At 67.0% G+C, this 25291-nt stretch carries 22 protein-coding genes; 13 read left to right on the forward strand and 9 right to left on the reverse strand.

The window, feature by feature from the left end; translation table 11 throughout:
- Positions 1 to 91: 91 nt before the first annotated feature.
- On the forward strand, positions 92 to 406 hold the full coding sequence (locus tag EWM57_RS05615) for a hypothetical protein (RefSeq protein WP_129920163.1): 315 nt from the start codon (positions 92 to 94) through the stop codon (positions 404 to 406).
- Positions 407 to 964: 558 nt separating this feature from the next.
- Here EWM57_RS05615 and EWM57_RS05620 read toward each other — a convergent pair.
- Together EWM57_RS05620 and EWM57_RS05625 are read right to left on the reverse strand one after the other, a co-directional pair.
- A complete protein-coding gene (locus tag EWM57_RS05620) occupies positions 965 to 1483 on the reverse strand; it encodes a DinB family protein (protein WP_129920164.1) in 519 nt (172 codons plus the stop codon).
- A 116-nt stretch (positions 1484 to 1599) separates the two neighbouring features.
- Positions 1600 to 2562, reverse strand: coding sequence for a helix-turn-helix transcriptional regulator (locus EWM57_RS05625; RefSeq protein ID WP_129920165.1), 963 nt, complete (start codon positions 2560 to 2562; stop codon positions 1600 to 1602).
- A 160-nt stretch (positions 2563 to 2722) separates the two neighbouring features.
- On the opposite strand from EWM57_RS05625, the gene EWM57_RS05630 reads away from it, so the two are divergent.
- Positions 2723 to 3100 carry a cupin domain-containing protein gene (locus EWM57_RS05630; RefSeq protein ID WP_129920166.1) on the forward strand — a complete coding sequence of 126 codons (378 nt, stop codon included), beginning with the start codon at positions 2723 to 2725 and terminating at the stop codon, positions 3098 to 3100.
- Between the two features lie 98 nt (positions 3101 to 3198).
- On the opposite strand, the gene EWM57_RS05635 is transcribed toward EWM57_RS05630, so the two are convergent.
- Positions 3199 to 6534: an AsmA-like C-terminal region-containing protein gene (locus EWM57_RS05635; protein WP_129920167.1), complete on the reverse strand. Its 3336-nt coding sequence runs from the start codon at positions 6532 to 6534 to the stop codon at positions 3199 to 3201.
- 380 nt (positions 6535 to 6914) lie between these two features.
- On the opposite strand from EWM57_RS05635, the gene EWM57_RS05640 reads away from it, so the two are divergent.
- The 8 genes from EWM57_RS05640 (at position 6915) to EWM57_RS05675 (ending at position 12246) form a co-directional block, all read left to right on the forward strand.
- Positions 6915 to 7460 carry an RNA polymerase sigma factor gene (locus tag EWM57_RS05640; RefSeq protein ID WP_129920168.1) on the forward strand — a complete coding sequence of 182 codons (546 nt, stop codon included), beginning with the start codon at positions 6915 to 6917 and terminating at the stop codon, positions 7458 to 7460.
- Positions 7457 to 8155 carry a hypothetical protein gene (locus EWM57_RS05645; protein ID WP_129920169.1) on the forward strand — a complete coding sequence of 233 codons (699 nt, stop codon included), beginning with the start codon at positions 7457 to 7459 and terminating at the stop codon, positions 8153 to 8155. Before EWM57_RS05640 ends, EWM57_RS05645 begins: the two co-directional genes overlap by 4 nt.
- Positions 8152 to 9102 (forward strand): hypothetical protein, encoded by a 951-nt coding sequence (locus tag EWM57_RS05650; RefSeq protein ID WP_129920170.1) that lies wholly within the window; start codon positions 8152 to 8154, stop codon positions 9100 to 9102. Before EWM57_RS05645 ends, EWM57_RS05650 begins: the two co-directional genes overlap by 4 nt.
- A gap of 21 nt (positions 9103 to 9123) precedes the next feature.
- Positions 9124 to 9903: a hypothetical protein gene (locus EWM57_RS05655; protein WP_129920171.1), complete on the forward strand. Its 780-nt coding sequence runs from the start codon at positions 9124 to 9126 to the stop codon at positions 9901 to 9903.
- A 34-nt stretch (positions 9904 to 9937) separates the two neighbouring features.
- Entirely contained in the window at positions 9938 to 10090 is a 153-nt protein-coding gene (locus tag EWM57_RS05660; RefSeq protein ID WP_242509991.1) for a hypothetical protein, read from the forward strand.
- A 49-nt stretch (positions 10091 to 10139) separates the two neighbouring features.
- Positions 10140 to 10871, forward strand: a complete 732-nt coding sequence (locus tag EWM57_RS05665) for a hypothetical protein (protein WP_129920173.1) — start codon at positions 10140 to 10142, stop codon at positions 10869 to 10871.
- A gap of 272 nt (positions 10872 to 11143) precedes the next feature.
- Positions 11144 to 11566, forward strand: coding sequence for an STAS/SEC14 domain-containing protein (locus EWM57_RS05670; protein WP_129920174.1), 423 nt, complete (start codon positions 11144 to 11146; stop codon positions 11564 to 11566).
- Positions 11567 to 11643: 77 nt separating this feature from the next.
- Positions 11644 to 12246, forward strand: a complete 603-nt coding sequence (locus EWM57_RS05675; RefSeq protein ID WP_129920175.1) for a hypothetical protein — start codon at positions 11644 to 11646, stop codon at positions 12244 to 12246.
- A gap of 85 nt (positions 12247 to 12331) precedes the next feature.
- Here EWM57_RS05675 and EWM57_RS05680 read toward each other — a convergent pair whose 3' ends face one another.
- On the reverse strand, positions 12332 to 14986 hold the full coding sequence (locus tag EWM57_RS05680) for a PAS domain-containing protein (RefSeq protein WP_129920176.1): 2655 nt from the start codon (positions 14984 to 14986) through the stop codon (positions 12332 to 12334).
- Between the two features lie 283 nt (positions 14987 to 15269).
- On the opposite strand from EWM57_RS05680, the gene EWM57_RS05685 reads away from it, so the two are divergent.
- The gene (locus tag EWM57_RS05685) at positions 15270 to 16871 is read left to right on the forward strand and encodes a protein adenylyltransferase SelO (RefSeq protein WP_129920177.1); all 1602 of its coding nucleotides are present in this window, start codon (positions 15270 to 15272) and stop codon (positions 16869 to 16871) included.
- Positions 16872 to 16982: 111 nt separating this feature from the next.
- Here the strand turns inward: EWM57_RS05685 and EWM57_RS05690 are convergent, their stop codons facing one another.
- The 4 genes from EWM57_RS05690 to EWM57_RS05705 all read right to left on the reverse strand — a co-directional run bounded on the left by EWM57_RS05690 (position 16983) and on the right by EWM57_RS05705 (position 21690).
- Entirely contained in the window at positions 16983 to 17834 is an 852-nt protein-coding gene (locus EWM57_RS05690) for a universal stress protein (protein ID WP_129920178.1), read from the reverse strand.
- A 397-nt stretch (positions 17835 to 18231) separates the two neighbouring features.
- On the reverse strand, positions 18232 to 19011 hold the full coding sequence (locus tag EWM57_RS05695) for an oxygenase MpaB family protein (RefSeq protein ID WP_129920179.1): 780 nt from the start codon (positions 19009 to 19011) through the stop codon (positions 18232 to 18234).
- Between the two features lie 135 nt (positions 19012 to 19146).
- Complete coding sequence (locus tag EWM57_RS05700) at positions 19147 to 20064, reverse strand: pirin family protein (RefSeq protein WP_129920180.1); 918 nt, start codon at positions 20062 to 20064, stop codon at positions 19147 to 19149.
- A gap of 87 nt (positions 20065 to 20151) precedes the next feature.
- The gene (locus tag EWM57_RS05705) at positions 20152 to 21690 is read right to left on the reverse strand and encodes a SulP family inorganic anion transporter (protein ID WP_129920181.1); all 1539 of its coding nucleotides are present in this window, start codon (positions 21688 to 21690) and stop codon (positions 20152 to 20154) included.
- 639 nt (positions 21691 to 22329) lie between these two features.
- Here EWM57_RS05705 and EWM57_RS05710 point away from each other — a divergent pair.
- Both EWM57_RS05710 and EWM57_RS05715 read left to right on the forward strand, forming a co-directional pair.
- Positions 22330 to 22716: a hypothetical protein gene (locus EWM57_RS05710; protein WP_129920182.1), complete on the forward strand. Its 387-nt coding sequence runs from the start codon at positions 22330 to 22332 to the stop codon at positions 22714 to 22716.
- Complete coding sequence (locus EWM57_RS05715) at positions 22713 to 23024, forward strand: hypothetical protein (RefSeq protein WP_129920183.1); 312 nt, start codon at positions 22713 to 22715, stop codon at positions 23022 to 23024. Before EWM57_RS05710 ends, EWM57_RS05715 begins: the two co-directional genes overlap by 4 nt.
- 69 nt (positions 23025 to 23093) lie before the next feature.
- On the opposite strand, the gene EWM57_RS05720 is transcribed toward EWM57_RS05715, so the two are convergent.
- Positions 23094 to 25205 carry an ExeM/NucH family extracellular endonuclease gene (locus EWM57_RS05720; protein WP_129920184.1) on the reverse strand — a complete coding sequence of 704 codons (2112 nt, stop codon included), beginning with the start codon at positions 25203 to 25205 and terminating at the stop codon, positions 23094 to 23096.
- Positions 25206 to 25291 lie beyond the last annotated feature (86 nt).

Genomic DNA, 25291 nt, shown 5'->3' on the forward strand with positions numbered 1-25291 from the left:
GCCGAAGCTCAACCCGAGGCCGCGGCTTGCGTTGACGGAAAGCGGGCCAAGCGCCCATTCCGCCATTTCTTTCGCCTTCACTTCCCGCCCCATGGACCCCAAGCCTCAGCAACCCGCCACCCCGGCCCCCACCGGCCCGGCCACCAAGAGCACCGTCTACGACGACCACGCCCCCCAGCAGCCCGGCCCCGTCGTGCCCGCGCCCAACCTTCCCGACCCCACGCCCGACCCGGCGCCCGCGGCAGCCACTCCCGACCCCGCCCAGCCCCCGGTGCCGCCCACTCCCGAGCCCGAGGAGGCCGACGGCGAAGAGGCGCTGACCGACCCCACGACCCCCGTGCAGCCCGATACCAGCGGCGAAACCGACCCCGGCGCCAGCGCCACCAACGACGCCCACCCGCTGTAAGTCGCCCCGCCGCCTCTGCGCTCGTTTCCACCGGCCCTACGACCATTCACGTTGCCCCTACGTTGGTTCCCGGCGTCCCTACGCTCATTCCCACCGGCTCTACGCTCGTTCCCGGCGTCCCTAAGCTGGTTCACGGCCTTCCTGCGCTCATCCTCACCGCTCCTAAACCGGTTCACGCTTTCCCTGCGGTGGTTCCCACTGTCCCTGCGTTCGTTCACGCCCTTCCTGCGCTTATTCTCACGCTCCCTGCATTCGTTCCCGGCCGGCAGTAGCTCGTTCACACCGCACAGTAGGGCATTCAAGGCCCGCAGTAGTTCGTTCACGACGCTTCGCAGATGACTCACGCCGGCCAGTAGCTCCTTCACAGCCCGCGGTAAGTCGTTCACACCTATCAGTAGATGGTTCACGCCCGCCAGTAAGCCAATCACACCCCACAGTAGGTCGTTCACGCCGCTTAGCACCCGGGCTCGGCAACGGTAGGAAGATAGTCCCCGAGTAAAAAGGCAAAAGCCCCGGCCGTAATGGTCGGGGCTTTTTTGGTGAGCTTCGAGGCAGAAGCTAGAAGCTGGGCTCGTCGGCGGAGGGGCCGTAGATGTAGGGTACGGGCACGTCGAGCAGGCGCAGGTACACGCTCAGCTGCCCGCGGTGGTGGACGGTGTGGCTGATCAGGTGGCGCACGATTTCGGCCCGGGAGTGGCTCAGAATCGTGGTGTCGCCGTGGCGCAGGGTCCAGGTCTGGTCGAAATCCTCAGGCTCGGCGGCGGTCAGGGCGGCGCGGGCTTTGTCGCCGGCCGCGGCCAGGGTGTCGAGCAGCTGGGCCGTGGTGGTAGGCGCGGCGGGGCGCTGGTCCGCATAAGTGGCCAGGTCCAGCTCGGTGGAGTAGAGCGTGGTGGCAATGCCGCCCAGCAGGTCGGCGGTGTGGGAAGCCAAGTGGGCCAGGGTCATGGATTTGGGGTGGGGCTGCCAGCCGAAGTGGGCGGCGGGCACCCGTTTCAGCACGCGCCGGGTCAGCAGCAGCTCGTGGTCGAGTTCGGGAAGCAGGGTCTGGGCAAGCGGGGAAAGGGTGGCGGTCAGCATGGCTGGACAGAGGTTTGGTGGATGATAAGCCAAACCTAGGGCCGGGTACTGACAGCGGTATGTCAGCAGGAAAGTGGCCCAAGCCGTTTTTTTCCAACCAAGCCGCCGCTATCCGGCTAGTCCTCCGGCTCCCCGAAGGATTCCTGGGCGGCCTGGGCCAGCTGGCGCAGCTGGGCCCGCAGCCCGGCCGGCGACACAATACGCACCTGCCCGGCGAAGAGCAGCAGCCAGCGGGCCAGGTAGCCGGGGTGGCTGGTCAGAAACGTGACTTCGGTGTGGCCGTCGGCCACGGCATGCTCGTGAGCCCAGCCGAAGTGGTGCTTGTTTTCCTGCACGTGGGGCATGGCCCCGGGCGCAAACCGCACCACGACCGGCTCCACCTGCCGCTGCTGAGCCTGCTGAGCCCAGTACTCGTGCAAGGATTCGAGGCGGGGCACAAACTGCTCGGCGCGCAGGTGCAGGCCCGCAATCCGGTCGAGGCGGAAGTCGCGGTACTCCTGACGCAGGCGGCAGAAGGCCACCACGTGCCAGTACTGGCCGAAGTACAGGCTCATGGGCTCCACCTCCCGGTGCGTGGGCGCGCCGTGGTAGCCGGCCCGGTAGTCGAGGCCCACCACCCGCTTTTCGGCAATGCTGGTCAGCAGCAGCTGGTGGGTGTTGGGGGTGAGCGGCGGGGCCGCCTGCCGGCTGCGGGCGGGCAGGATGGTGATGTGCGGGCTGAGTTCCTCGAGGTAGTCCCGGTCGGGGCGGCGCAGCACGGCGCGCAGCTTGTCCATGGCCGCGCGGCTGAGCTGGGCGGTGTGGGCGTCGGTGAGCTGGCTGACGAGCTTTTCGGCCGTAATCAGGGCCGTGGCTTCCTCCCGGCTGAACATCACCGGCGGCAGGCGGTAGCCCTCGGCCAGGGAGTAGCCCACGCCGGCCTCCCCGCTCAGCGGCACCCCGGCTTCCTCGAGCGTGCGCAAGTCGCGGTACACGGTGCGCAGGCTCACCCCAAAACGCTCGGCCAGTTCTTGCCCCCGCACCACGCGCCGGGCCTGGAGCTGAATCAGAATGGCGGTGATACGGTCGAAGCGGTTCATAGAGCCCGCAAAATAGCTATTCGCCCGGCAGCGCCGCCCCGACGGCCGCCCGCGAGCCCGCCGCTAGGGTTTTGGCCGCGGAAACTCTACCTTGACTCCGAACGGAATGCGCGGCGGGAGAGTCCACTCGAAATATTTCAAGCCTAAAAACTGCAAGAATATGAGCCAGAACAATTCCTTACTGGGACCCATGCCCGGCGCTGAGCACCGCGAGGTCGGCGGCGTGCAGATTGACATGGTCCGCACCGGCGACGCGCGAGTGAAGCGGGTGGTGTACCCGGCCGGCTTCCGCTGGTCGCGGGACATGCGCCCCGTGGTAGGCACTGAGTTGTGCATGCACGCCCACGTGGGTTTCCTAGCCCAGGGCCAGATCAACATCGAGTACGCCGACGGCGAAGTGGTGGCGTTTGTGGCGCCCCAGGTTGTGGCCATTGCCCCGGGCCACGAGGGCTGGGTGGTCGGCGAGGTGGCCGCCGTGCTCATCGAGTTCGACTTCGAAGGCGAAACCGTCCAGCGCCTGGGGCTTATTCAGCGGTGAGGTGGTGAAGTGGTGAAATAGCGAGTTGTCGTTCAGCAGGGGCGGGTTTGCGCCAGCGGCGCCACTAGCGCCGCCCGAACATCAAACTCACCGCTTCACTATTTCACTATCTCACTATTGCGCAGCAGCCGCAGGGTCGTGTCGAGGCGCTGGGTGCGCAGGAGCTGGCGGCACTGTTCGAGGAGCTCGGCTTGCTGCTGGCGCTGCTCGGCGCGCTTAAACAGGCCCACTTTGTACTTGGTGCCGGGCTCGGTGCGGCGCAGGCTCAGGTAGGTGAGGCGGCCGGTACGGCGCACGGGCTCGTTGTTGCGGATGCGCTCCACGCGCTTGGCGTTGTTGCCAAACAGGGCTTGGAGCGGGTTGAGGCCCACGAACAGGTCGGCGCGGCCGTCGAGGGAGTAGCGGCCGCTGATCTGCAGGTTGCTCAGGTTGCTGTTCAGGTCGAGGTCGGGAATGAGCAGCTCGCCGCGGTTGAGCAGAAACTGGGTGCTCACGGGCTCGAAGAACAAGTGGCCGGTGCGTTCCTGCTTCATGAATTTGAGGGCCTGGCTGAGCGCCTCCACGTTGAGCAGCTCCAGGTCCCGGATGTCGGTTTTGAGGTAGCCCAGGGTGCGGTCGAAGACGGGCAGAAAGGTCGCGTCGAGGTCCGTGCGCACGTCGGCGGCGCAGCGCAGGGTCCCGCGGATGTTATCGGCGCCCAGCACGTTGAGCTTCATGGCGGTCAGGTCGCCAAACAGGTCCGTGAGCTGCATGTCCTGGAGCAGCATCTGCACGTGCAGGGGGTGGTGGTTGCGGCCGGCGTCGGTAATCATGCGTCCCCGCAGCGAGAGCCGGCCCCGCAGGGCTTCGAGCGAGCAGTCGTCGAGGCGGGCCTCGCCCTTGCTCAGGTGCGACACAAGGCGGAAGTCGCGGCCGGTGAGGGCGGCGTAGCGCACATTGTCGGCCTGCACCCGCAGCACGGCCGTCAGGATGCCGTTGGAAATGATGGTGCCGGCGGGTTTGCGGGCCGGCTGGCTGTTGAGTTGGGCGCGGCGGGCCTGGCGGGCGGCGCGGCGGGCCTGGCGGTCCAGGCCCTGGGTGAGGGCCTGGCTGGTGCTGTCGGAGCCGGCCAGCAGCTCCTCGTCGTCTTCGTCGTCGGGGTCGGTTTTGGGGTTGAAGCTGGCCAGCAGCAGCAGCTTCTGCACGTCGAGGGTTTGGTAGCGCAGGTCGAGGCTGGCGTCGGCGGCCACCAGGCGGTTGCCTTCCACCCGGGCCGAAGCCGAGGCCCGGCCGGTGCCGCCGCGGGTAGTGGTGAAGCGCAGCAGCGGCAGCTGCACCGTGGAGCCGGCCTTGTTCAACGTCAGATGCAGCCCGCGCAGGTCCTCGCCGTCGGGCAGCTGCACCCGGGCCACGTCGCAGGTGAGGCGGCCGTTGGCGGCCAGCAGCAGTTCGCGCAGAGCGGGGCTGGCGGGAGCCTTAGCCGGCCGCTGGGGCGGGCGGGTGAGCTTGGCCAGAAAGCGCCGGTAGCTGATGGTGCCAAACCGGACGCCCAGCCGGAAGTTGATGGGCGCCACGCGGCGGGTGGTGTCGGTGGGCCAGAAGGCCGTGCCCTGCACCCGGCCGCCCCACAGCTCCCCGGCCAGGTCGGTGAGCTGCACGCTGCGGCCGTCGTGGCGCACGGTCACGGCCAGGTTGGTGAGCGTGTCGGCGGGCAGCAGCAGACGGCCGCAGCGCAGGTGCACGTTCAGCAGCATGCCCGGGGGCACCAGGCCACTGCCCAGGTTGGCCACCGACGCCGGGGCCGGGCGGGGGCGCCGCCGCTCGATGCCGCCGGGCAGCCGGCGCCGGGGAATGGGCCGCAGCAGCTCCCGCAGCTCGGCCACGCGCAGCTCGTCCACGGTGAAGTTGCCCCGGATACGGGTGGTGGCGTGCTGGTCGATGAGGTAGTCGAACAGGTCGGTGGTGGTGGCCGCGGCCCGAAACCGCATCCGGTTGAGCACTCCCGACGCGTTGGACAGCGTCCAGACGTTATTTTGCAGCCCAATGCGCACGTTTAGCGCCGACATATCGGCACCCCGGTCGGGCACCACGAAGGAAGCGTCGCGCAGCGTGACGGTGCCGCGCACGGCCATGCTTTTCTGCGCCGGTCCGGTCATGCGCTGGGTGGGGGCGGCCGGCAGCAGGCCGCGCAAACGCACGTCCAGCTCGGCCGTGCCCCGGCGGGCCCGCCACACCCCCGGCGACACCAGGGCCGCCAGCTGGGCCAGCTCGGTGCGGCCCCGCACCCGGCCGCTCACGAAGGGCCGGGTGAAGTCGAGCAGCAGCATGGAGGCGTCGAGGGTGCCGGCCGAGGAGTTGATGCGGCAGTGGTTGAGGGTCAGGGAGGTCGTTTGGGGGCTGTGGCCGGGGCCGTTGTCGTAGGTGCCCAGCAAGTCCCAGTGGTTGATGCGGCGGGTGGAATCGGGCCAGAGCAGGCGGGCCCCGCGCAACCCGAACTTCAACACGTTGTGGGGGCTGACCGTGGGCCCGCTCAGTCCCTGAATGGTGTAACGCACGTGGGCCTTGCTGGGGCTGGTGGCCCCGGCCAGGTAGGGATGGATGGTTTTGGGCAACGCCGCCCGCAGTACTTCGGTCAGGGGCTGGTAGCCGGCAAACTCCAGGTGAAGGCGGGTGCCGGGCTGGTGGGGAGCCGTGGCGTGGGTGCCCCGGATGCGGATGGTGTCGCCGTTGAGCGTGGCGCGGGTGGCGTAGATGGTGCCCTGGTGGGGGCGGAAAGCGTATTGGTAGTGCACCCGGGCCCAGACCGGCTCCCGCTCAAACAACGTCCCGCCGGGGTTGCGCAGATAGTCCAGGGCGCCGTCGAGGGTGCCGGTGGTGTGGAGCACCCCGCGCCGAATCTGCACCGTGAGGCGGGCCAGCTTAACGCTCGCGCCAAAAGAGCTGCGGGCGTACTCGTTGCGCGAGGTGATGCGGAAGCGGTGCACGATGAGCGAGTCGAGCGCCAGGTCGAAGGTGGGGCCGCGGCCGGTCCGGTCGCCGCGCTTCTTGCCGTGCAGGCCCCAGCTGCGCCCGTGCACGTCGACCCGCTCGTTGAATTCCACATCCGACACGGTCAGGCGCGTCACGCGCACCCGGCCGCGCAGCAGGTCGGCCAGCTCCAGGCGCGCATCGGCCCGCCCCACCCGAAACACGGGCACGCGCTGCCGGTAGGCCGTATCGGTCAGGGCCAGGTGGCGCAGCGAGGCCGTGAGGTGGGGAAAGTCGCGCCAGGGGGAAAGCTCCACTTCGAAGGGTGCCAGCACCAACTCGGAGTTGCGGGCCAGCCGCTGCCGGAGCTGCTGGGCCAGGTAGCGGTGGCCGTAGCTTGAGCCCAGCAGCCACGCGCCCACCCCGAGGGCTAGTAACAGCAGCAGAAAGCCGGCGAGCAGCACGCGCCGCAGGGTTGACCATTTCATACGGGGATGTTTCCGGGGAGCGGGCTTGGCGCCCTAAGTTAGGCAGCCGGAGTTGGTGGGCATACGGGGAAAGAGCCCGTTGTGGCTAAGCTGAACCGGAGTGGCCGGCCAGCCAGCCTTGGCTAAGCTTTTTCCCAGAACCCGCCGGGCGCCTGGGTCCGGCCCCCAGGCCCTGCCGGGCGGCCCACAGGCGGTGGTCCACGCCCGCGCAGCCCACCGACGTGAAAAATATTTTTTGAAGCGGAAACCTGCTTTGAAGCTCAGCAGAAGCGGATTTTTAACCGGAGGTAGGAGAAGTTGGGGGGAGGGTCCGCTACTTTTTTCGGCGCCCAACCAACCTTTGGGGGCCCAGGCTTCACTCTAGGCCAAAGCTCCCTCCCGTGACCCTGTCCTACGCCTCCGACTCTTCCGCCGAACAGCAGTTGCTGGCGGGCTGCCTGGCCCAGAGCCGGCCGGCCCAGTACCAGCTCTACCAGCGGTACAAGTCGGCCATGTTTTCCACGGCCCTGCGCATTCTCAACGACCGGGACCTAGCCCAGGACGCGCTGCAGGAAGCTTTCGTGGAGGTGTTTCGGCAGCTGGCCTCGTTCCGGCAGGAGTCGACGCTGGGCGGCTGGATCAAGGTTATCGTGGTGCGGGCGGCCCTGCGGATTCTGCGGCGCGAGCAGCGCATGGAAGTCTACAGCCCGGAGCGCCACCCCGAGCCCCTGGTGGCCTGGCACGACAGCCTGACCGGTGAGGCCCTGGAAAAAGCCATTGGGGAGCTGCCGGCCGGCTACCGGGCCGTGTTCTGCCTGATTGAGGTGGAAGGCTACCTGCACCGCGAAGTGGCCGAGCTGCTGGGTATTTCGGAGGGCACCAGCAAGTCGCAGCTCCACAATGCCAAGCGCCTGCTCCAAGTCAAACTGCATCACCTCTACCTATGAGCCAGACCCCGAATCATTTCGAAGCCGGGCGGCCGAACCTGCAGCGGGCCCTGGACCAGCTGCCCGCCCACGAGCCCGCCGACAGCCTCTGGGCGCGCATCGACGCCGAGCTGGGGGCGGAGGAGGCCATTGCCCGCGCCCTGCCCGCCCTGCCCGCCCACGAGCCCGCCGACGACCTCTGGGCCGCCATTACCGCCGAGCTCGATGCCGCGCCGGCCGCTTCCCCGCTGACCATTACGCCGGAACCCGCCCCGCTGGCCGTACGGCCGCTCTGGCCCGCCTACCGCCGCGTGGCCGGCCTGGCCGCCGCCATTCTGCTGCTGGCCGGAGTGTTCTGGGCCCAGTGGTCGCGCCCCGCGGCCTCCCGCGTCGTGCCTCGCGAAACCATCACCTACTCCGAAGAAGTGGTGGAAGAGCCCGCCGAGGCCCGGGCCGGGCTGGCCTCCTTCGACCCGCTCGACGAGCAGGGCCTGGCCTTTATTGATGCCCACTGCACCTCCCTGCCCAGCGTGTGCCAGTCCGACGAGTTTCAGGAGCTGCGCACCCAGCTCACGGAGCTTGAGGCCGAGGAGCAGCGCCTGCAGAAGGACGCCCGCCGCCTGGGTCCCACGCCCGAGCTGGTGCGCCACCAGGTGCAGGTAACCACCCTGAAAGCCTCCGTCACCCGGGAGCTAATTCAACTACTCATCTCATGAATTCTCTGAATCACGTCATTCCCTCTGCCCCGGGCGCCTGGCTGGGCCGGCTGCTGCTGGCGCTGCTGCTCGGCGGCGCGGCCCTGAGTCCGGCCCGGGCCCAGCGCAAGGTGCAGGTGCTCACGCGCACCATCGAGCAGACCTTGCCCTGCCCGGTGGGTACGCTGGTGCGCATCCGGGCCGAAAAAGCCACCCTGCGGGTCCAGGGCTGGGACAAGCCCACCATGCAGGTGGTGCTGCGCCTGAGTGCCCGCCACCCCGACCGGGCCATTGCCGAGCAGGAGCTGCCCGTGGCCCGCTACCAGATTGAGAAGGACGGCAGCGTCATTGACTTGGTCAACTACTTCGCCCTGCCCGCCGGGGCCCCGGCCATCCGCAGCGACCTGCGCGCCGAGTTTACCGTGCTGATGCCCGCGGCCAACGCCCTGCAGCTGGTGAATGCCTACGGGCAGACCACCCTGCTCGACCTGACGGGCAAAATCAAGCTCGAGCAAAACTTCGGGCAGATTCAGCTCCAGAATTTGCGCGGCAGCCTCACGGCCACGGCCCGCTACGCCGACCTGACCGGCACCAACCTGAACCTGACTTTCGACTGCGAGGCCGATAAGTCGGCGGTGCGCCTGACCGGGGTGGGGGGGCGCTATTCCATCCGCAACCGCTACGGCAGCGTGCTGCTGGAGCCCACGGCCGAGCTGAAAAGTGCCTTCGTGGATGCCGAGCGCACCGAGGTAACCATCGGCGTGCCCCAACTGGGCGCGTTCAACTACCTGCTCAGCACTGCCCAAGGCCAGCTGACGGTGCCGGCCAGCCTGAGTGAGGGGCAGCGCAAAAGCCTGGGCCGCGCCGTGCTCGACGTCACCAACCAAGCCCGCCTGCCCCTGATCCGGGTCGTGACTTCCTATGCGCCCGTCACGCTGCGGGTGCAGCCGCTGCTTATTCAACGCTGATTTCTCTTCCGTTTCTGTTCGATGTCCCCAACCCGCCTTTCCCGTTTTTGCCGCCTGGGCCGGCCGCTGCTGAGCAGTCTGCTGCTGAGCCTGGCCCGGCCTGCCGCCGCCCAAACCCCCGCCGCCCCCGACACGGCCCGCATCCGCTACAGCGAAGAAACCGCGCCCGACTCGGCGGGCTACGCCTTCGAGGCCAACCTGGGGCGGCAGCTGCGCCGCATCACCCGCGTTCAAATCGAGGAGCAGCAGCTCTGGAAAATCGGGCTGACGAACTTTGAGTTTGGCAGTCAGGGCACCACCGTGCTGGGCCTGCAGTTCAGCTACGAGCAGAAGCTGCGGCAGCATCCGAGCTGGTCGGTGCTGGGCGAGCTGACCCCGGAGTACCTGCGCTACCGCACCTCCACCGCCGACCACTCGCGTCGGCAGGGCCTGAACCTGGAGTCGCAGCTGGCGGGGCGCTACTACTACAACCTTAACAAGCGGATTCGCAAGGGCAAAAGCGCCAGTAACTTTTCCGCCAACTACCTGTCCCTGGCCTTGGGCACCGGCTACGGCCGCCACGGCCTGGGCACGCCCTTCTCCACCGATGGCCGCGGCCACGCCGTGCGGGCCTCGGTGGCGGTGGTATACGGACTACAGCGCCGGCTGGGCCGCTACGGCTTCGTCGACGTGAATGCCGCCCTGCCCTTGCCGCTGCTGCCCACGCTCGGACCGCTGTTTCCCAGAAATACCCTGCACATTCTGCTCGACATCCGCCTGGGGCTGGCCCTAGGGCGCTCCGAACCCCAGCGCCACCGGTGAGTTCCGACTGCCCGCGGCCCCGGCCACGGTCCGCGTGGTGGATGCCCTGGGCCGGCCGGTGCTGGAGGTTGCGGCAACCGGCGGCGCCGATCTGCCGCTGCATCTGCGCGGGCAGGTGCCGGGCGTCTATCTGCTCAGCGTGGAAACTGCCGCCGGCGTTGCCCGTCAGGCGCTGGTGGTGCAGTAAGTACCCGCGTTGATTGTTGCTGCTCGTTTTATTGTTCTGCTTTCGTTGTATGAAATTCTTTTCCCGTTGCCTAGCCGGCCTGCTGCTGGCTTCTCTTGCCAGTGTTACCGCCCGCGCCCAGCGCCTGGAGGCCGTTGGGGTGGGGGCCAGCTTCAATATCAGCCAAACCTGGGCCCGGCAGCGCCTAATTCAGGTGGAGCAGTACACGCTGCAAACCGACACTGACGGCTCCCGCCTCGACGACACCGGCAACCGCTTCAGCGCCTACGCCCGACTAAGGTTGGGTGAGGGCAAGGTCTTCGTGCAGCCCGAGCTGGCCTACACCTCGGTGCTGGGCAACCAGTCGAGCATCACGTACTTTTCCCAGCCTGATGTCAACATGGTCTACCCCGACGTGAGCTACCTCTACCCGCGGCTGCGGCGGACCGAGGTGGCCCTGCTGGGCGGCGCGCACCTGACCCGCCGCCTGTCCGTGCTGGCTGGGCCGCTGCTGGCGCTCAACCAGCGCGAGAAAGACCAGTATGCCGCCAGCTTCAAGCCCGCTGAGCTCTACCGCAGCCTGGCCGCAAGTGTGGAACGGGTGCAGATACTGGGCCAGCTGGGCGTGGGCCTGCAGCTGGGCCGCTTCGATCTGACGGCCCGCTACGAGCACAGCCTGACGCCCTACACCCGGGAGTTTGCGTACCGGCAGCGCACCTACGCCTACCGGCAGCGCACGGGGCAGGCCATTTTCGGGCTGGGTTTCCTGGTGTACGACCGGCACCGGCCCTGGCGGAAGTAGGCCGGGACCAGCCTCTCCGGCTCCGCGCCGGGCTGCGCACCTCGCCACGGATAACGTAGGGCCAGGTAAACGAGCACGCCCGGCATACCCAGCCACAACGTGAGGGCAAACCAGGCCCGCTACTCCCAGAGCGGCTGGCCCCGGCGGCGCAGGTCTAGGGGGCATGGGCAATAAGGGAAAAGCTTCCCCCCGGAGCGCTTTTTCCTTATTGCCTGCTTCTGCCCAACTACGCCTACCTTTACAGCCTCCCCTGACCGAACACTACCCGCCCTATGGCTACGGAACTGCTGAATGGATTTGGTAAAGTCTACCTGACCATTGCTTACGATGCGCCCAACGAGTGGGTCTACAACAACTGGATTGGCTACCAGACCTATACCGGCATCATGGCCGGGGCCGACGCGTGCCTGGTGCCCTTGCGCGAAAACCAGTGCGCCTACCTGCTCAACGACAACCGCCAGGTGATCGGGCCCTGGGACCACGCCGTGGAGTGGATTGTGACCACCTGGGCCAACAACGCCATTGCCCAAGGCCTGACGCATTTTGCCCACGTAGTCAGCGTGGACTCGCTGGCGGCGCAGTCGGCCACGGCCATGTACATCGGCTTGGGTGAGCGGCTGCAAATGCGTATGTTCGACAACGTGGACGAGGCCAAAGCGTGGCTGCGCGCCGCCCAGCGCGCCGCTACGGCTTAGCCGGGGGTGCCCACCGGGGAAAGCCTTTTCCACTCTTCACTTTGCAACCACTTTTCCGACTTCTGCTTTTCTCGCGCATGAAATCCGTTTCCCAAACTCTCCTGGCGGCCGCGCTGTGCGCACTGGCCGCTGGCTGCAACCAGACGCCGCCCGCCACCGAGCAGTCCGCCCCCGCCACCACGACTACAACCCCGGCCGCGCCGGCACCCACGCCCGACTCGGCCGCGGCCGCCAGCACGATTCCGGCCACCGAAACGCCGCCTCCCGCCACGGTCCCCGCCGCCGCCGCGCCCCAGACCGTGCGCGTGTCGTTCCGCTTCAAACCCGGCGCGGCCGCCGACGGCCCCAGCGGCCCCAAAACCAGTGCCCACCTGCTGCTGGCGGGCGGCAAAACCCAGGATATCGACCTGGGCCAGTTTACCGGCAAGCCCGACGTGGTAACGAAGGAAAAGGCCAAGCTGGCGGGTTTCCCCAGCGGCATGCTGCTGGGCTTCCGCAGCTACGACCCCGGCTCGGGCACCAGCCAGGATCTGGCCGTGATGAACGTGGGAGGGCGCCAGCTGCGCATTGTGCAGCGCCGGGTGGAGGAAAATGCCGAGAAAGTGCCCGAATTTCAGACGTCCCGGGAGCTGGATTTGCCTGCCAACGCCTTAGTCGAGGTGGCCCCCACGAAGAAGTAGCGCCGGCTGGTACTCTTACTATAAAATATAAAAAGCCCCTTCTGCCGCGCAGAAGGGGCTTTTTATGCGGTTGGGGCCGCGCGGGCTAGGCCTGCCGGGCGCTTGGGGGCAGATGAATATGAAAAGTGCTGCCTTCGCCCACGGTGCTTTCGACTTCGATATGGCCCCCGGCCTGGCGCAGAATGCGGTTGACCAGGTACAGGCCCATGCCCGAGCCGGCGGTGTGGTCGTGGAAGCGGCGGAACATCTGGAACAGGTCGGCGCCGTAGCGGGCCACGTCCAAGCCCAGGCCGTTGTCGCGCACGCTCAGCACGGGCGCGCCCTCCGCACTCAGAGCGGTGCTGATGCGCACCCGCGGCGGCCGGTCGGGGTGGGCGTACTTCAGGGCGTTGCTGAGCAAATTATACAGAATGCTTTGCAGGTTGAGGCGGGCGAAGTGGACGGCGGGCACGGCCGTGAAGTCGAGTTCGAAGCCGGCGTGCAGACCCGTGGCCTGGTGGTGCAGGCTCTGGAGCACGCTCTGGGTCAGGGGCAGCAGCTCCACGGTTTCGGTCGGAATCTGCCCGCTCAGCCGCTCGGTCTGCACCACGGCCGTCAGGCCCTGAATGGTGCCGTCGATCTGGCGCAGGGCCTCCTCAAACATGCCAATCATGAGCGTGGCCTGCGGGTCGTGGAAAGTAGCGCTGTGCTTGAGTTCGTCAAACAGCCCGGCCATATTATCGACGGGCTGCTTGAGGTCGTGGGAGGCGGTGTAGACGAAGTTGTCGAGGTCCTGGTTGGTGCGCGTGAGCTGCTGGTTGAGCAAATCCAGGGCGGTGTTGCTGACCGTGAGTTCGTCGTTGGCAATGCCCAGCAGCTGCCGGGCCGCCACGTGCTCGGTCACGTCGATGGCCACCACCGTGATGCCGGTAATCTGGCCCTGCTCGTCGCGCATGGGGTGGTACACGAAGTTCAGAAAGATGTCTTCCTGCTGGCCGTGGCGGGCCAGTGTGGTCGGGTGCTCCTGGGCCACGTAGGGAATCCCGGTCTGATACACGCCGTCGAGCAAAGCCACGAAGCCTTGTTCTTCCACTTCGGGCAGGGCTTCCACCAGGGGCAGCCCGAGCACCTGGGCCGGGCTGCGGCCCCAGATGGCGCAGATGGCGGGGTTGGCCAGCTCCACCACGTGGCCGGGACCGTAAAACACGGCAATGGCGACCGGGGCCTGCTCAAACAACGCCCGCAGCTGTTCCTGCTGAGCCGAGGCCTGCTGGCGCGCCAGAGTCTGCTCGGTTACTTCGAGGGCAAACACCATCACGCCGTCGATGCGGCCCTGCTCGTCGAAGCGGGCCTGCTGGATGTAGTTGAAGTAGCGGTCCTCCAGCTGCCCGGTTTTCGGGTTGCGGATGGGAACCAGCCGGCTGCTTTCCTCGTGGGTGCTGCCCGTGTCGAACACCTGCCGCAGCGTGGTATAAGCCGGGTGACCCAGGATTTCGGGCAGCACTTCCAGCAGGGGCCGCCCCAGCAGCTGGCGCGCGGCAAACATCTGCTGAAAGGCGGCGTTAACGAGCTCAAACACCAGGTCGGGGCCGTCGAAGATGCAGATGGCGGCCGGGGCCTGCATGAAGAAGCGGTACAGGCGGGCGCGGTGCCGCTCGGCCTCGGCCTGGGCGTTGCGCAGCTGGGCCGTACGGTCGGCCACGCGCGACTCCAGCTTCAGGTTCAGCTCCCGCAGCAGCTGCTCAGTGCGGTAGAGCTCCTCATTGTTGGCCAGGGCTTCCTCATTGGCGGCGTGCAGCTCTTCATTGGCCGCGGCCAGCTCCTCGTTGATGTCGTCGGATTGGGTGTAGAGCACGCGCAGCTCCCGTTCCTTGTCCTCAATCAGCTGGCGGGCCTGCACCTGCGGGCTCACGTCGTAGGCGAAGACCATGATGCCGTCGGGCTGGCCGTCGGTACCCCGGCGGGGCTGGTAGATGAAGTTGTAGTAGCGCTTTTCCAGCTCCTGCCGGCCCTCGTTGTCGTGGTCGAGCTGAACCAGCATCTCAGTGGCGTGAAAGGGCTGCCCGGTGCGGTACACGGCATCGAGGAGCTCGAAGATGGGCTGGCCGGCCAGCTCGGGCATGGCCTCCCGGATCGGGCGGCCCAGCAGGGGGCGGTTGCCCACGAGCTGCTGGTAGGGCGGATTGACGAGCTCGAAAACGTGCTCGGGACCATCGAAAATGCAGATCATGGCCGGGGCCTGCATAAACGTGTCGTGCAGGCGGGTGCGCTGCCGCTCGGCTTCGGCCCGGGCCGCCCGCTCCCGCGCCTGGCTTTCGCGCAGGGCCTGCTCCACGCCGGAGCGCGTCTCGTCGGCCGTGTCGGTGAAGCTTACCAGCACGAGCCGGCCCACCCGGCAGGCCGAGAGGCGGAAGTAATTGTCGAGGCCGTCGGCCTGGTAGTTGAGGCTGAGGCGCTCGGGCTGCCCGGTATGAAACACGCGGCAGTGAAAGTCGAACACGCCGGTGCTCAGCGTGCCGGGGAAATAATGCAGGTACAACTCGGGCGGCTGGGCCGGTAGCTGCAGAATGCGCCGGGCCACCGGGTTGAGCAGCACAATGCGAAAATCAACGATGGTGTCGTTGCCGGCCGGTCCAAACACGGGCTCGTAGAGGGCTACGGCCGTCAGGGAAACTTCCAGCATCCCCGCCAGCAGCTCCTCGGGCAGCACCAGCGCGGACAAGTCGGCTGGCAGGCCAGCGGGAACGAAGGAATCAGGCATGAAAGAGCAGACGAAGAGGCCGGCGGCGGTGGGCGGGGCTAGGCGCCCCGGCAACGGGTCCAGCAAGGTACTCAAATCAGTACTGCCCCCAACCGGAAAAGTTGGGAAAAACCCGGTTCCGGCGCGTCAGCGCCGGTATTGAGCGGCGCCGACGCTGGTGGCGGCTTATCCCCGGCGGCCGGGAGCCGTAAACCTGCGGGCCCCGGCCCGGTTTCTTTGCCTCAGCGGGGCCCCGCGGCCGGTTGTGGGCCGCACTTCCCCCGCTTTTCCCTTTCCCTCGATTATGGCGCAGTCCCTTTTGCAGTTTGACCAGGTTGATTTCTCGAATTCTTTCGTGGACGAGCTCCGCGGCGAGGTAGCCGCCGACGCCCGGCCCCGGCAGGTGCCCGGCTACTGCTACTCCCGCATTGCGCCCACGCCGGTCGCGGCGCCCCGGCTGCTGGCCTGGTCGGTGCCGCTGGCCGACTTTCTGGGCCTGGCCCGGCCCGCCGCGCAGGGGCCGGCCGTGGACGCGTTGGCCGGCAACCGCGTGACGGAATCCATGAAGCCCTTCGCGGCCCGCTACGGAGGGCATCAGTTCGGCAACTGGGCCGGGCAGCTCGGCGACGGGCGGGCCATTTCCCTGGGGGAGCTCACGGCCCGGGACGGCAGCCGCTGGGAAGTGCAGCTCAAGGGCGCCGGCCCCACGCCCTACTCCCGGCGGGCCGACGGCCGGGCCGTGCTGCGCTCCTCGGTGCGGGAGTTTCTGTGCTCGGAGGCCATGCACGCCCTGGGCGTGCCCACTACCCGGGCCCTGAGCCTGGTCGGCACTGGCGACGTGGTGGTGCGCGACATGTTCTACAGTGGCAACCCGCTGCCCGAGCCCGGGGCCATTGTGGCGCGGGTGGCGCCCACGTTCGTGCGCTTCGGCAACTTTCAGCTGATGACGGCCGCCGCCGAGTTCGACAACCTGCGCGCCCTAGCCGACTACGTTATCCGCCACCACTACCCCGAGCTCGGGGAGCCCTCTGCGGCCGTGTACGGGCACTGGTTTGCGGAAGTGTGCCGCCGCACGGCCGTGATGGTGGCCCACTGGATGAGCGTGGGCTTCGTGCACGGAGTCATGAACACCGACAACATGTCGATTCTGGGTTTGACCATCGACTACGGCCCCTACGGCTGGCTGGAGCCCTACGACCCGAGCTGGACGCCCAACACCACCGACTTCAGCCAGCACCGCTACGCCTTCGGGCAGCAGCCCCAGGTGGCGCTCTGGAACCTGGCTCAGCTGGCCCGGGCCCTCACCCCGCTGGTGCCCGACGTGGCCGGCCTCAACGCGGCGCTGGAAGGGTACCGCACTACGTTCACCGAAACCCGGGAGAGCCTGCTGCGCCGCAAGCTAGGCCTCACTGCCACCCAGCCCGACGATGCAGCGCTGCTGGCTGACATTCACCAGGGCCTCATCACCTCCGAGGTGGACATGACCGTGTTTTTCCGCCGTCTGTCGCACCTGGCGGCCGAGCTGCGGGAAGGGGAAGCGGGAGAGGAAGTGAAGTTTCAGGAGCTGGTGGCGGCCGCTTCCTACGTGCCGGTGCCGGGCCCGGTGCACGAAACCCTGCTGGCCTGGCTGGGGCGCTACGCCCGGCGCCTGCGGCAGGAGCCGGCTTCGGGAGTTGAAATCCGGGACGCTATGCTGGCCGTCAACCCCAAGTACGTGCTGCGCAACTACCTGGCCCAGCAGGCCATTGAAGCGGCCGAGGGCGGCGACCTGAGCGGAATTGAGCGGCTGCTGCACGTGCTCCAGACGCCCTTTGCCGAACAGCCCGAGCACGAGGAGCTGGCGGCCAAGCGCCCCGACTGGGCCCGCGACAAACCTGGCAGCGCCACGCTTTCGTGCAGTTCCTAAAAGAGCACTGCGGCAAATTCAGTAAGGCCGGTGAAGCAGGTACAAAAACCCGCCCCAAACCATTGACAGGTTTGGGGCGGGATTTTGTGGGATGGGGCAGAAATTCAGCACTCAATGGGGGTGAAACGTGAGCACCGGGGCGGCCGTCTGCACGGCGACGCTTTCGGCAATGTTGTGCTGCAGCAGGTGCCGTAAGCCGCTGTGGCCGTGGGTGAGCATCACGACCAAGTCGGCGTGGGCCTGCTCGACGTAGCGCGGAATGCCGGCCTGCACCTGGGGCGCATCGAATACGTCGGGCTCGTAGGCGGCCAGCTGGTGACGACTGGCAAAGGCGTGAATCCGGTCCAGGGCCGTGGCGTAGTCCTCGGCCCGGGTCACGATGTCGAGCAGGTGGAGCGTGGCTTCGGGAAAGGCTTGTCCGAGCTGGCGCAGGTAAGGCACAAGCTGGTCAGCTTCGGCGGAAAAATCGGAGGCGAAAACGATGGAGTGCACTTCGAAAGCAGGGGCGGGATGCTTCACGGTGAGCACCGGGCAGGGCGCCAGCCGCACGAGCCGCTCGGCGTGGGAGTCGGGCGTGAGCAGGTGAAAGGCCGGGGCGTGCTCCCGGGTGCCCACTACCACCAGGTCGATGTGCTGCTCCCGGATAACGCCCAGGATGGCCTCGTCTACGGGGGCGGTGGCAATGGCGTCGTGGACGGGCACCCCGAGGTGAGTGCGGGCCACTTCGGCCATCAGCTCGTGCATGCGGCGCTTGGTGCGCTGGAGCAGCTGCACCATAAAGACCCCGTCGCGGGAGGAGCCGTGGGCCACGCCGCCGGTCGAAACCAGCCCTGCCGCGCTGGGGGCTTCAACCACGTGCAGCAGCGTGATGCGGCCCCCGGTGCGGTAGGCCAGCTGCACGGCAACCTCCAGCGCGTTGTGCGCTTCGGAAGTGAAATCAGTGGGAACAAGAATGTTTTGCATGGCCAGGGCTAGTAAGGAGGAAGCCGAGCCCAGGCGGCGCGCCTGAGCAGTGCCGGGACAATTAAATTACAAAAAAATTATGGTATAAATCTAGTCGCAATGTGAGGTGAAATCAGGTCCCCACGTACGAATCAGTGAAACCTCTGAACTGGGAAGCTACAGCTGCAGCACCAGGGCGTGGTTGCTCAGGGAGTCGATTTCAACTTCCGCAGTTTGCCAGAGGGCCTTTTTCGTGCAGCAGGCGTCCCTCCGCCCTGAAGGCCGTGGCATCTACCCGGGCGGCCCCGACAGGCAGACTGTGGGCGGGGCAAGATTATCTACCCGAAGATGCCCCGGGAGTTCAACCAAGGCCTTGTGTAAGTGGCTGCCGGCCGGTTTACGCCGATGCGCCGTTCTTTTAGCTCCGCGGCCGGGCGGCGGGCTCGTGGTCCAGGGCCAGAATTTTGGCTTTGTAGGCCGGGGGCAGCAGGGCCGCCCGGGCCCAGCGGCCCGGAGCCAGATGCTGGGTGTAGCGGTACAGGGGCAGCACCGGCCGCAGCCAGGAGCGGCGCCCGAGCCCCAGCAGGTCGCGCACCAGCGCCGGCACCACCAGACGCTGAGCGTGCCGCAGCAGCCAGTAGCGCACCGGCCCCAGGTGGCGGCGGTACTGCCGGTAAAGGTCGGCGGTGAAGCGGCTGGGCTCGAGGTCGGCCACGAGGTGCTGCTCGCGCACGAGCAGCCAGGCGGGGTGGGAGGCGGGCACCTGCTCAACCCCCATGCGCCGACCTACGCGGGCAAATACGTCGAACACCTCCTCTTTTTCCGCCGCCGTGAGCGGGCGCTCCAACGCTTCAAAGGAGCGAATGGAATAGTCGATGAGCAGAAACAGCACGTCGCGGTAGGCCCAGGCCGGAATGGCCATGCCACGCTGGGCTTCTACGGCCCCGTGAATGGCGGCAATGGTGTCAATGGCCCGCTCGGCGCCCGCGCGCTCAGCAAACACAATCTGGCGGGCGTACTCAACGGTGGAAAACAGGCGGGCCAGCGGGTCGGCCGGCAGGCGGCCGGTGAAGTAGAGCCAGTCCACAGCCTTGTTGAGGGCAAACTCGGCCGCCGCGCCGGCGAAGATGAACAGCACCGTGTCGGCCTTGCCCCAAATGGTGCGCACGATGGAGCCCGGCGGCACGAAGTATTCCATGATAAAGCGTAAAGCTGACGGTGAGTTCGAGAATGAGTAATAACCGCGCGTGCGCCAGCTTTAGGAGGCTCATGCCAGGGCCCGTATGGTGCGTGGGCATAGGCTCGGTGCGCCGGCGCCGGGCTCTTGCACTGGCTACGACAACGCCTGCGGGGCGGGCGAGGAGCCGGCGGGGCGGGTGCGGTCCTGGGGCAGGGGCACAAATTCGGCGTTGTCGGTGGGCGGCAGCTCGATACGGCCGGCCTGCCAGTCGGCCTTGGCCTGCTCAATTCGGTCGCGCCGCGACGAGACGAAGTTCCACCAGATAAACCGCTCCCCCAGCGGTTCCCCGCCCAGCAGCATCAGCGTGCTGGCCTCACGGGCCACCAGCACCGGGTCGATGCCGGGCGTGAAGACCAGCAGCTTCCCGGCCGAATAGGTGCGGCCGGCCACTTCCACGCTGCCCTTGGCCACGTAGGCGCCGCGCTCGGGGTAGCCCCGGGGTAGGCCGAAGCGGGCGCCGGGCTGGAGCACCACGTGCAGGTAAAACAGCGGGGAATGGGTCTTGACGTCGTTGCGCAGGCCGAAGGCGTCGCCGGCAATCAGGCGCATCCACACGCCCGTGTCGGTGAAGATGGGCAGCTGCTGGGGCTGGTAGTTGGCAAAGGTGGGAGCCTGTTCTTCGTCGGCCTCGGGCAGGGCCACCCAGGTCTGAATCATTTCCAGGGCGCCGCCGGCCAGCGTAGCCGGGTCCTCAAACCGCTCGGAGTGGGCAATGCCGCGGCCGGCCGTCATCCAGTTCACCTCCCCGGGCTTGATGATCTGCTCCACGCCCAGACTGTCGCGGTGGGTGACCTGCCCGCCAAATAGGTAGCTGACCGTGCTCAGGCCGATGTGGGGGTGGGGTAGCACGTCCAGGCTGGGCAGCAGCTCGGGCGCGACCTGCACGGGGCCGGCGTGGTCCATGAAGATAAACGGGCCCAGCATCCGGCGCAGGCGGTAGGGCAGGATGCGGCGCACCTCGAAACCGGGGCTCAGGGCCGCGGGGCGGGCGTCGATGATGAGGTCGAGCATGGCAAAGGGAAAATGAAAGGCCGAAGCGCGTTGGAAGAGCAATATACCGGATGCCGGGCGAAGCGAACCGTGCCCGCCGGGACTAGCCTAGCCCGCGCTGGTGGCCACGCGGTACTCGGGGTCTTCCAGGATATTGACTTCAATCAGGGCACCGGCGTTGCGCAGCAGCTGGCGGCAGTCGGGGCTGAGGTGGCGCAGGCGCAGCGTTTTGCCCGCCCGCTGGTAGCGCTCCGTGAGCTTGTGCAGGGCGTCGATGCCGGACATGTCGGCCACCCGGCTCTCGCGGAAGTCGACCACCACCTCGGCCGGGTCCTGGGCCACGTCGAACTTGTCGGTGAAAGCCTGCACCGAGCCAAAAAACAGCGGCCCGTAGATTTCGTAGTGCCGTACCCCGGCCGCGTCCAGGTGCTTGCGGGCCCGGATGCGCTTGGCGTTTTCCCAGGCGAAGGCCAGCGCCGACACCACTACGCCCAGCAGCACGGCCAGGGCCAGGTTCTGGGAAATGGCCGTCACCAGCGTCACGAGTACCATCACCAGCACGTCGGTCAGGGGCATGCGCCGCAGAATGCGCAGGCTGGCCCACTCAAACGTGCCGATGACGACCATGAACATCACGCCCACCAGCGCCGCCAGCGGCAGCCGCTCAATGAGGGAAGAGCCCGCCACCACGAACAGAGCCAGGGCCCCGGCCGCCACCACGCCCGAGAGCCGTCCGCGTCCCCGCGACTCCAGGTTCACCATGGTCTGCCCGATCATGGCGCAGCCGCCCATGCCCCCGAACAGCCCCGAGGTGACGTTGGCCAGGCCCTGGGCCACGCAGTCCTGGTTGCCCCGGCCGCGGGAGTCGGTCATCTCGTCTACCACCGTCAGCGTGAGCAGGCTTTCGGTGAGGCCCACCAGCGCCATAATCACGGCGTAGGGCAGCACTAGGGCAAGCGTAGCCCAGCTCAGCGGCACCTGCGGCACATGAAACGAGGGCAGCCCGCCGGCAATGGAGGCAATGTCGCCCACCGACTTCGTGTCGAGCCCGCCCAGCATCACCAGCGCCGACACCACGACAATGGCCGTGAGCGAAGCCGGGACGGCCTTGGTCAGGCGGGGCAGCAGGTACACAATGGCCATGGTCAGGGCCACCAAACCCAGCATCAGCAGCAACGGCGGGCCGGTCAGCCAGTGCAGGGTGCCGGCCGCGTCGGGCACCTTGAACTGCTCGAGCTGGGCCATGAAGATGATAAAGGCCAGCCCATTGACGAACCCGTAGACCACCGGCTGGGGCACGAGCCGGATAAACTTACCCAGCCGCAGCAGCCCGATGCCAATCTGAATCAGGCCCATCAGCACCACGGCCACAAACAGGTATTCCACCCCGTGCTGCACCACCAGGCTGACAATGACGACGGCCACCGAGCCGGCCGCCCCCGAAATCATACCCGGCCGGCCGCCGAACAGGCTCGTGACCAGGCAGATGATAAAGGCCGAGCCGATGCCGACCAGCGGGCTGATGTGGGCCAGCAGCGCAAAGGCCACCACCTCCGGCACCAGGGCCAGGGCGGTGGTCAGGCCAGCCAGGATTTCATTTTTAACGTTGAGTTTATACTGCGCGAAGTAGGGCAGGACCTGAAGCATACTAAACTGAGAAATAGGCACGAAAAAAGCCGGCCGCTTCCGGCCGGAAGCGGCGGCACCAGGCAGCGGAGCCAGTCCTCAGGGTGGGGTGAGCTTGAAGGGCAGGGAAGGGAAGTAGCGCATGAGCAGCTGCAAAAGTACGAGCCCCAGGACACAACCCCGGAATTCGTCGGAGGCCGGTACGCGAATAAAAGCCGGGCGCCGCCGCGGGGAGGGCCTTTCGCCGGAGTGCTGCCCCGGCGCTCATGGTTCAGGTTAGGAAGTAGCCCGCTAAATGCCGACCTTCCCGGAACTGACCCCCGTCAGGAGTAGCGCCTGGTGCTGCTGCGCCCACCTGCTCTTTTCTTCATGGCTTCCTACTATCAGCCCTCCGCCGAGCTGTTGCGCGCGTGTGGCTTTACGCGGTACTCGGCCCCGGCCGGCCAGGCCCGCTACAGCCGTCCCAGCGCCTGCGGGCAGGAGAAACCATCGTGCTCTACGACGACGCCGAAATGACGCTGCTGGAAGACGTGGAAAGCCGGCTGCTGTACAGCTTCCAGGGGCGCCTGGCTTCCGAGGCGGAGTTTCGAGTGCTGCTGCGGCAGGTAAACTGGCCCGCCGAAACGCCGGTTCCCCCCAATCCCCTTTTTCCCAACTGCCATGACGGATGCCTACCTGCGGAGCCTCGGCTTTGCGACCACCGAGTCGGAGCCGGATGCCGGCCGGCCCGCGTTCAGCCACGCCTGGCGCTACCAGCACGAGCAAATGACCTCGGATGGTCACCGGCTGTTTATTGAGCACCCGCTGGGAATCGACAGCTGCCGGCTGAGCACGATGCCGGCGCCCCTGGTGCCGCAGGACGTGTTTGCGGCCGTGGCCCTGCACGACCGGTCCGCGCTGGAAACGGCTATCTGTGCCTTTTACGCGGCCCACGGCGGGCGCGGGGCGGTAGCACCGTACCAGCAGGCCGTCCCCACTACTACCGCCGCCCCGCGCCTGATCTACGGGCGGGTTGTTGACTTCACTACTTCAGATTCAAGCGTATGAACGAGGACTTGCAGCTTCGCCTGGCCGACAACGCCAAGGCCTGGCAGGAGCTTTCCCTTTCCATCACCACCACGGAAAAGGAAGCATTTGACCGCATGCACGACGGGCTGTTTGCGGCCCATGGCTCGCACTTTATGGCGCACGTGTACCGCCTGGCCTTCGAGAAGGTACTGCAGAACATGCCCGACGCGGAGCGCAGCAAGCTGCTGGCCGCGTTTCAGCAGGCCACTGAAAGCGCCGTGGCCCAGCATTTCTCCACGTATCCCTCGGTGGCGGCCTGCCTGGCCTGCCACGCCCGTAAGCCCTGAACGCGCTGCCTCGTTAGCCCATAGAAAAGGCCCCGGATCCGGGGCCTTTTCTATGGGTTTAGGCTTGGGCTATTCCTTCATCACGCGCTGGGTCTGGGCAAAGTTGCGGCCCTTCAGGCGCAGCAGGTAAATGCCGGGGGCCAGGTGGGCCGTGTTGCGGCTCAGCTCACTCTGGAGCAACGCCACCGGGCCGCGCAGCTGCAGCATGGGCGGCCCCTGGGGCAGCAGCACTTCCAGCGTGAGCGGACCCGCCGAGGCCGGTACGCCGGTCAAATTGAACAGGTGGGCGCCGTCGGCCTGGTTGGGATACACGTACAGGCGCGGGGCGGCCACGTTGGCCGGCGTCATACCCGAAAAGTTCACGCTGATCAGTACCGGGTCGTGGTCGGAGGAGCGGAAGGGACTGTTGACGGCCGTGGCGGGGCCGGCCATGCCGTACTCCAGAAAGTAGGGCTCGGCCGAGTTGATGTTCCACTTGTGCACGTCGATGAAGCCCACCATGTTGGACGTGACCACGCAGTGGTCGAGGGAGCCGGTAAGGCCCTTAAATACGTACGAGGCGCTGGTCGGGGGCGTCACGACCACCAAGCCCGCGGCCCGCATGATGTCGATGGGGTCTTCTTCGTAGTTGGCGTTGTAGTCGCCGATGCTGACCACCCGGGTGGCGCCGGCCGGTATCACCGTGGTGTTGATGAACTGCACCAGGGCGTTGGCCTGGTTGCGGCGCCGCTCGTTGGAGCCGCCCTGCCCGTCGTTGAGGTCGGCATTGAGCCCACTGCCGCTGCTCTTGGACTTGAAGTGGTTGATAACCAAAGCCAGCGTATCGGGCCGGGCCTTGCGCCGGGTGGCGAAAAGCTGGGCCAGCGGGGGCCGTTCAAACACGCCCGTAACGGGCGCCACCAGCGCCGGACCCAGGGGCCGCACCGCCGTGGGCTTGTAGAGAATGGCGCAGTGAATGGCGTCGGTGTTGTTGGGTTGCTGAGTAGGCCCGCCGTCGTCGACGAAGGTGTAGGTGTTGGCACCCAGCACCTGGTTGAGGCCCCCCACGAGGTCAGCTAGGGCGGAGTTGGGACCGGTGCCGTCGTTTTCAATTTCGGTCAGCCCAATCACGTCGGCGTCCATCTGGGCCAGGGCGGCAATGATTTTGCTGCGCTGCCGGGCAAAGTCGGCGGCCGTCTTGGCCCCGCGGGCCGTGGGAAAACCGCCGCCGGCCCCGTCGCCGTTGAAGTAGTTGAGCACGTTGAAGCTGACCAGCTTAAGGTCGGAGCGGCCGAAGGTGGGCACGCCCGGCCGCACCACGTTGAACACCGGCGCATCGGCCCCGGGCAGGGGCTGCACCCGCCACTTATTGAAGCCGTAGCCCAAAATACCGCGCAGCTTAGCCACCTTGCTGCCCACCCGGATGGTGCCCATGGCTGGGTTCAGGTAAGGCACGAGCTTGGGCTTGGTGGCGCTGCTGCCGTCGTCGAGCAGCAGGCTGCGCTCGGTGTTGGCGTCCTGGTAGGCGCTGATGGCGGCCACGTTGCTGGTGCCGGTGCTGGCCGTGCCGGTGGCGGGGTTGTCGTTGGGGTCAATAAACTGGGTGGGCTGGTAAGTCACGCCGCCTATAGTCAGCGTGAGCTCCCCGCGCTGCTGCAGGTTGTAGACCTCCGACACGGTCAGGGGCACGGGCAGCTGAATCCGCATGCCCTCGTAGCGTTCCATGGCCGGACCCGTAAAGGACGTAGCCGAAAGCTGCACGAAGCTGGGCAGCTCGTTGCCGCTCGACAACACCTGCACCTGCGCCTGGGTCAGCACAGCCTGGTCGAACGAGGGCTCGACGGCGCTTTCCTGCACCGTGCCCGTCACCCGCACCTTGTCGCCGATATTGACGATGGGGGAGGGCTGCACTACAAACAGCGCGTCGGAAGTGGCCGGGTTGCCGTCGGAGGCGGAAGCCATTTCCTGCACGTAGAAGCCGGCCGGGTTGAGGTCGGAATACACGCCCGTCACGATGGCCTCGATGGTGTAAGTGCCGGGCCGGGCCGCGGCTCCCGCGCCCTGAATAGTCCCGATGCGGGTAACGCCGGCGGCATTGGCGGCTTCCACGGGTTCTGCCGCCTGGGCCAGGCAAGGGCGCAAAGGTGTCAGCAGGCAAAGCGCCAGCAGTGTGGTGGGAAGCGTAGGTAAGGAGCGAGACATAAAAACGGTGCAATGGGTGAGAAACGTAGGCTTGGTATTAAAGTGCTATTTATAAATAAAATAGTTACATACAAGCTCAAGTAATA

The sequence above is a fragment of the Hymenobacter persicinus genome (assembly GCF_004167665.1).
GTDB lineage: Bacteria > Bacteroidota > Bacteroidia > Cytophagales > Hymenobacteraceae > Hymenobacter > Hymenobacter persicinus.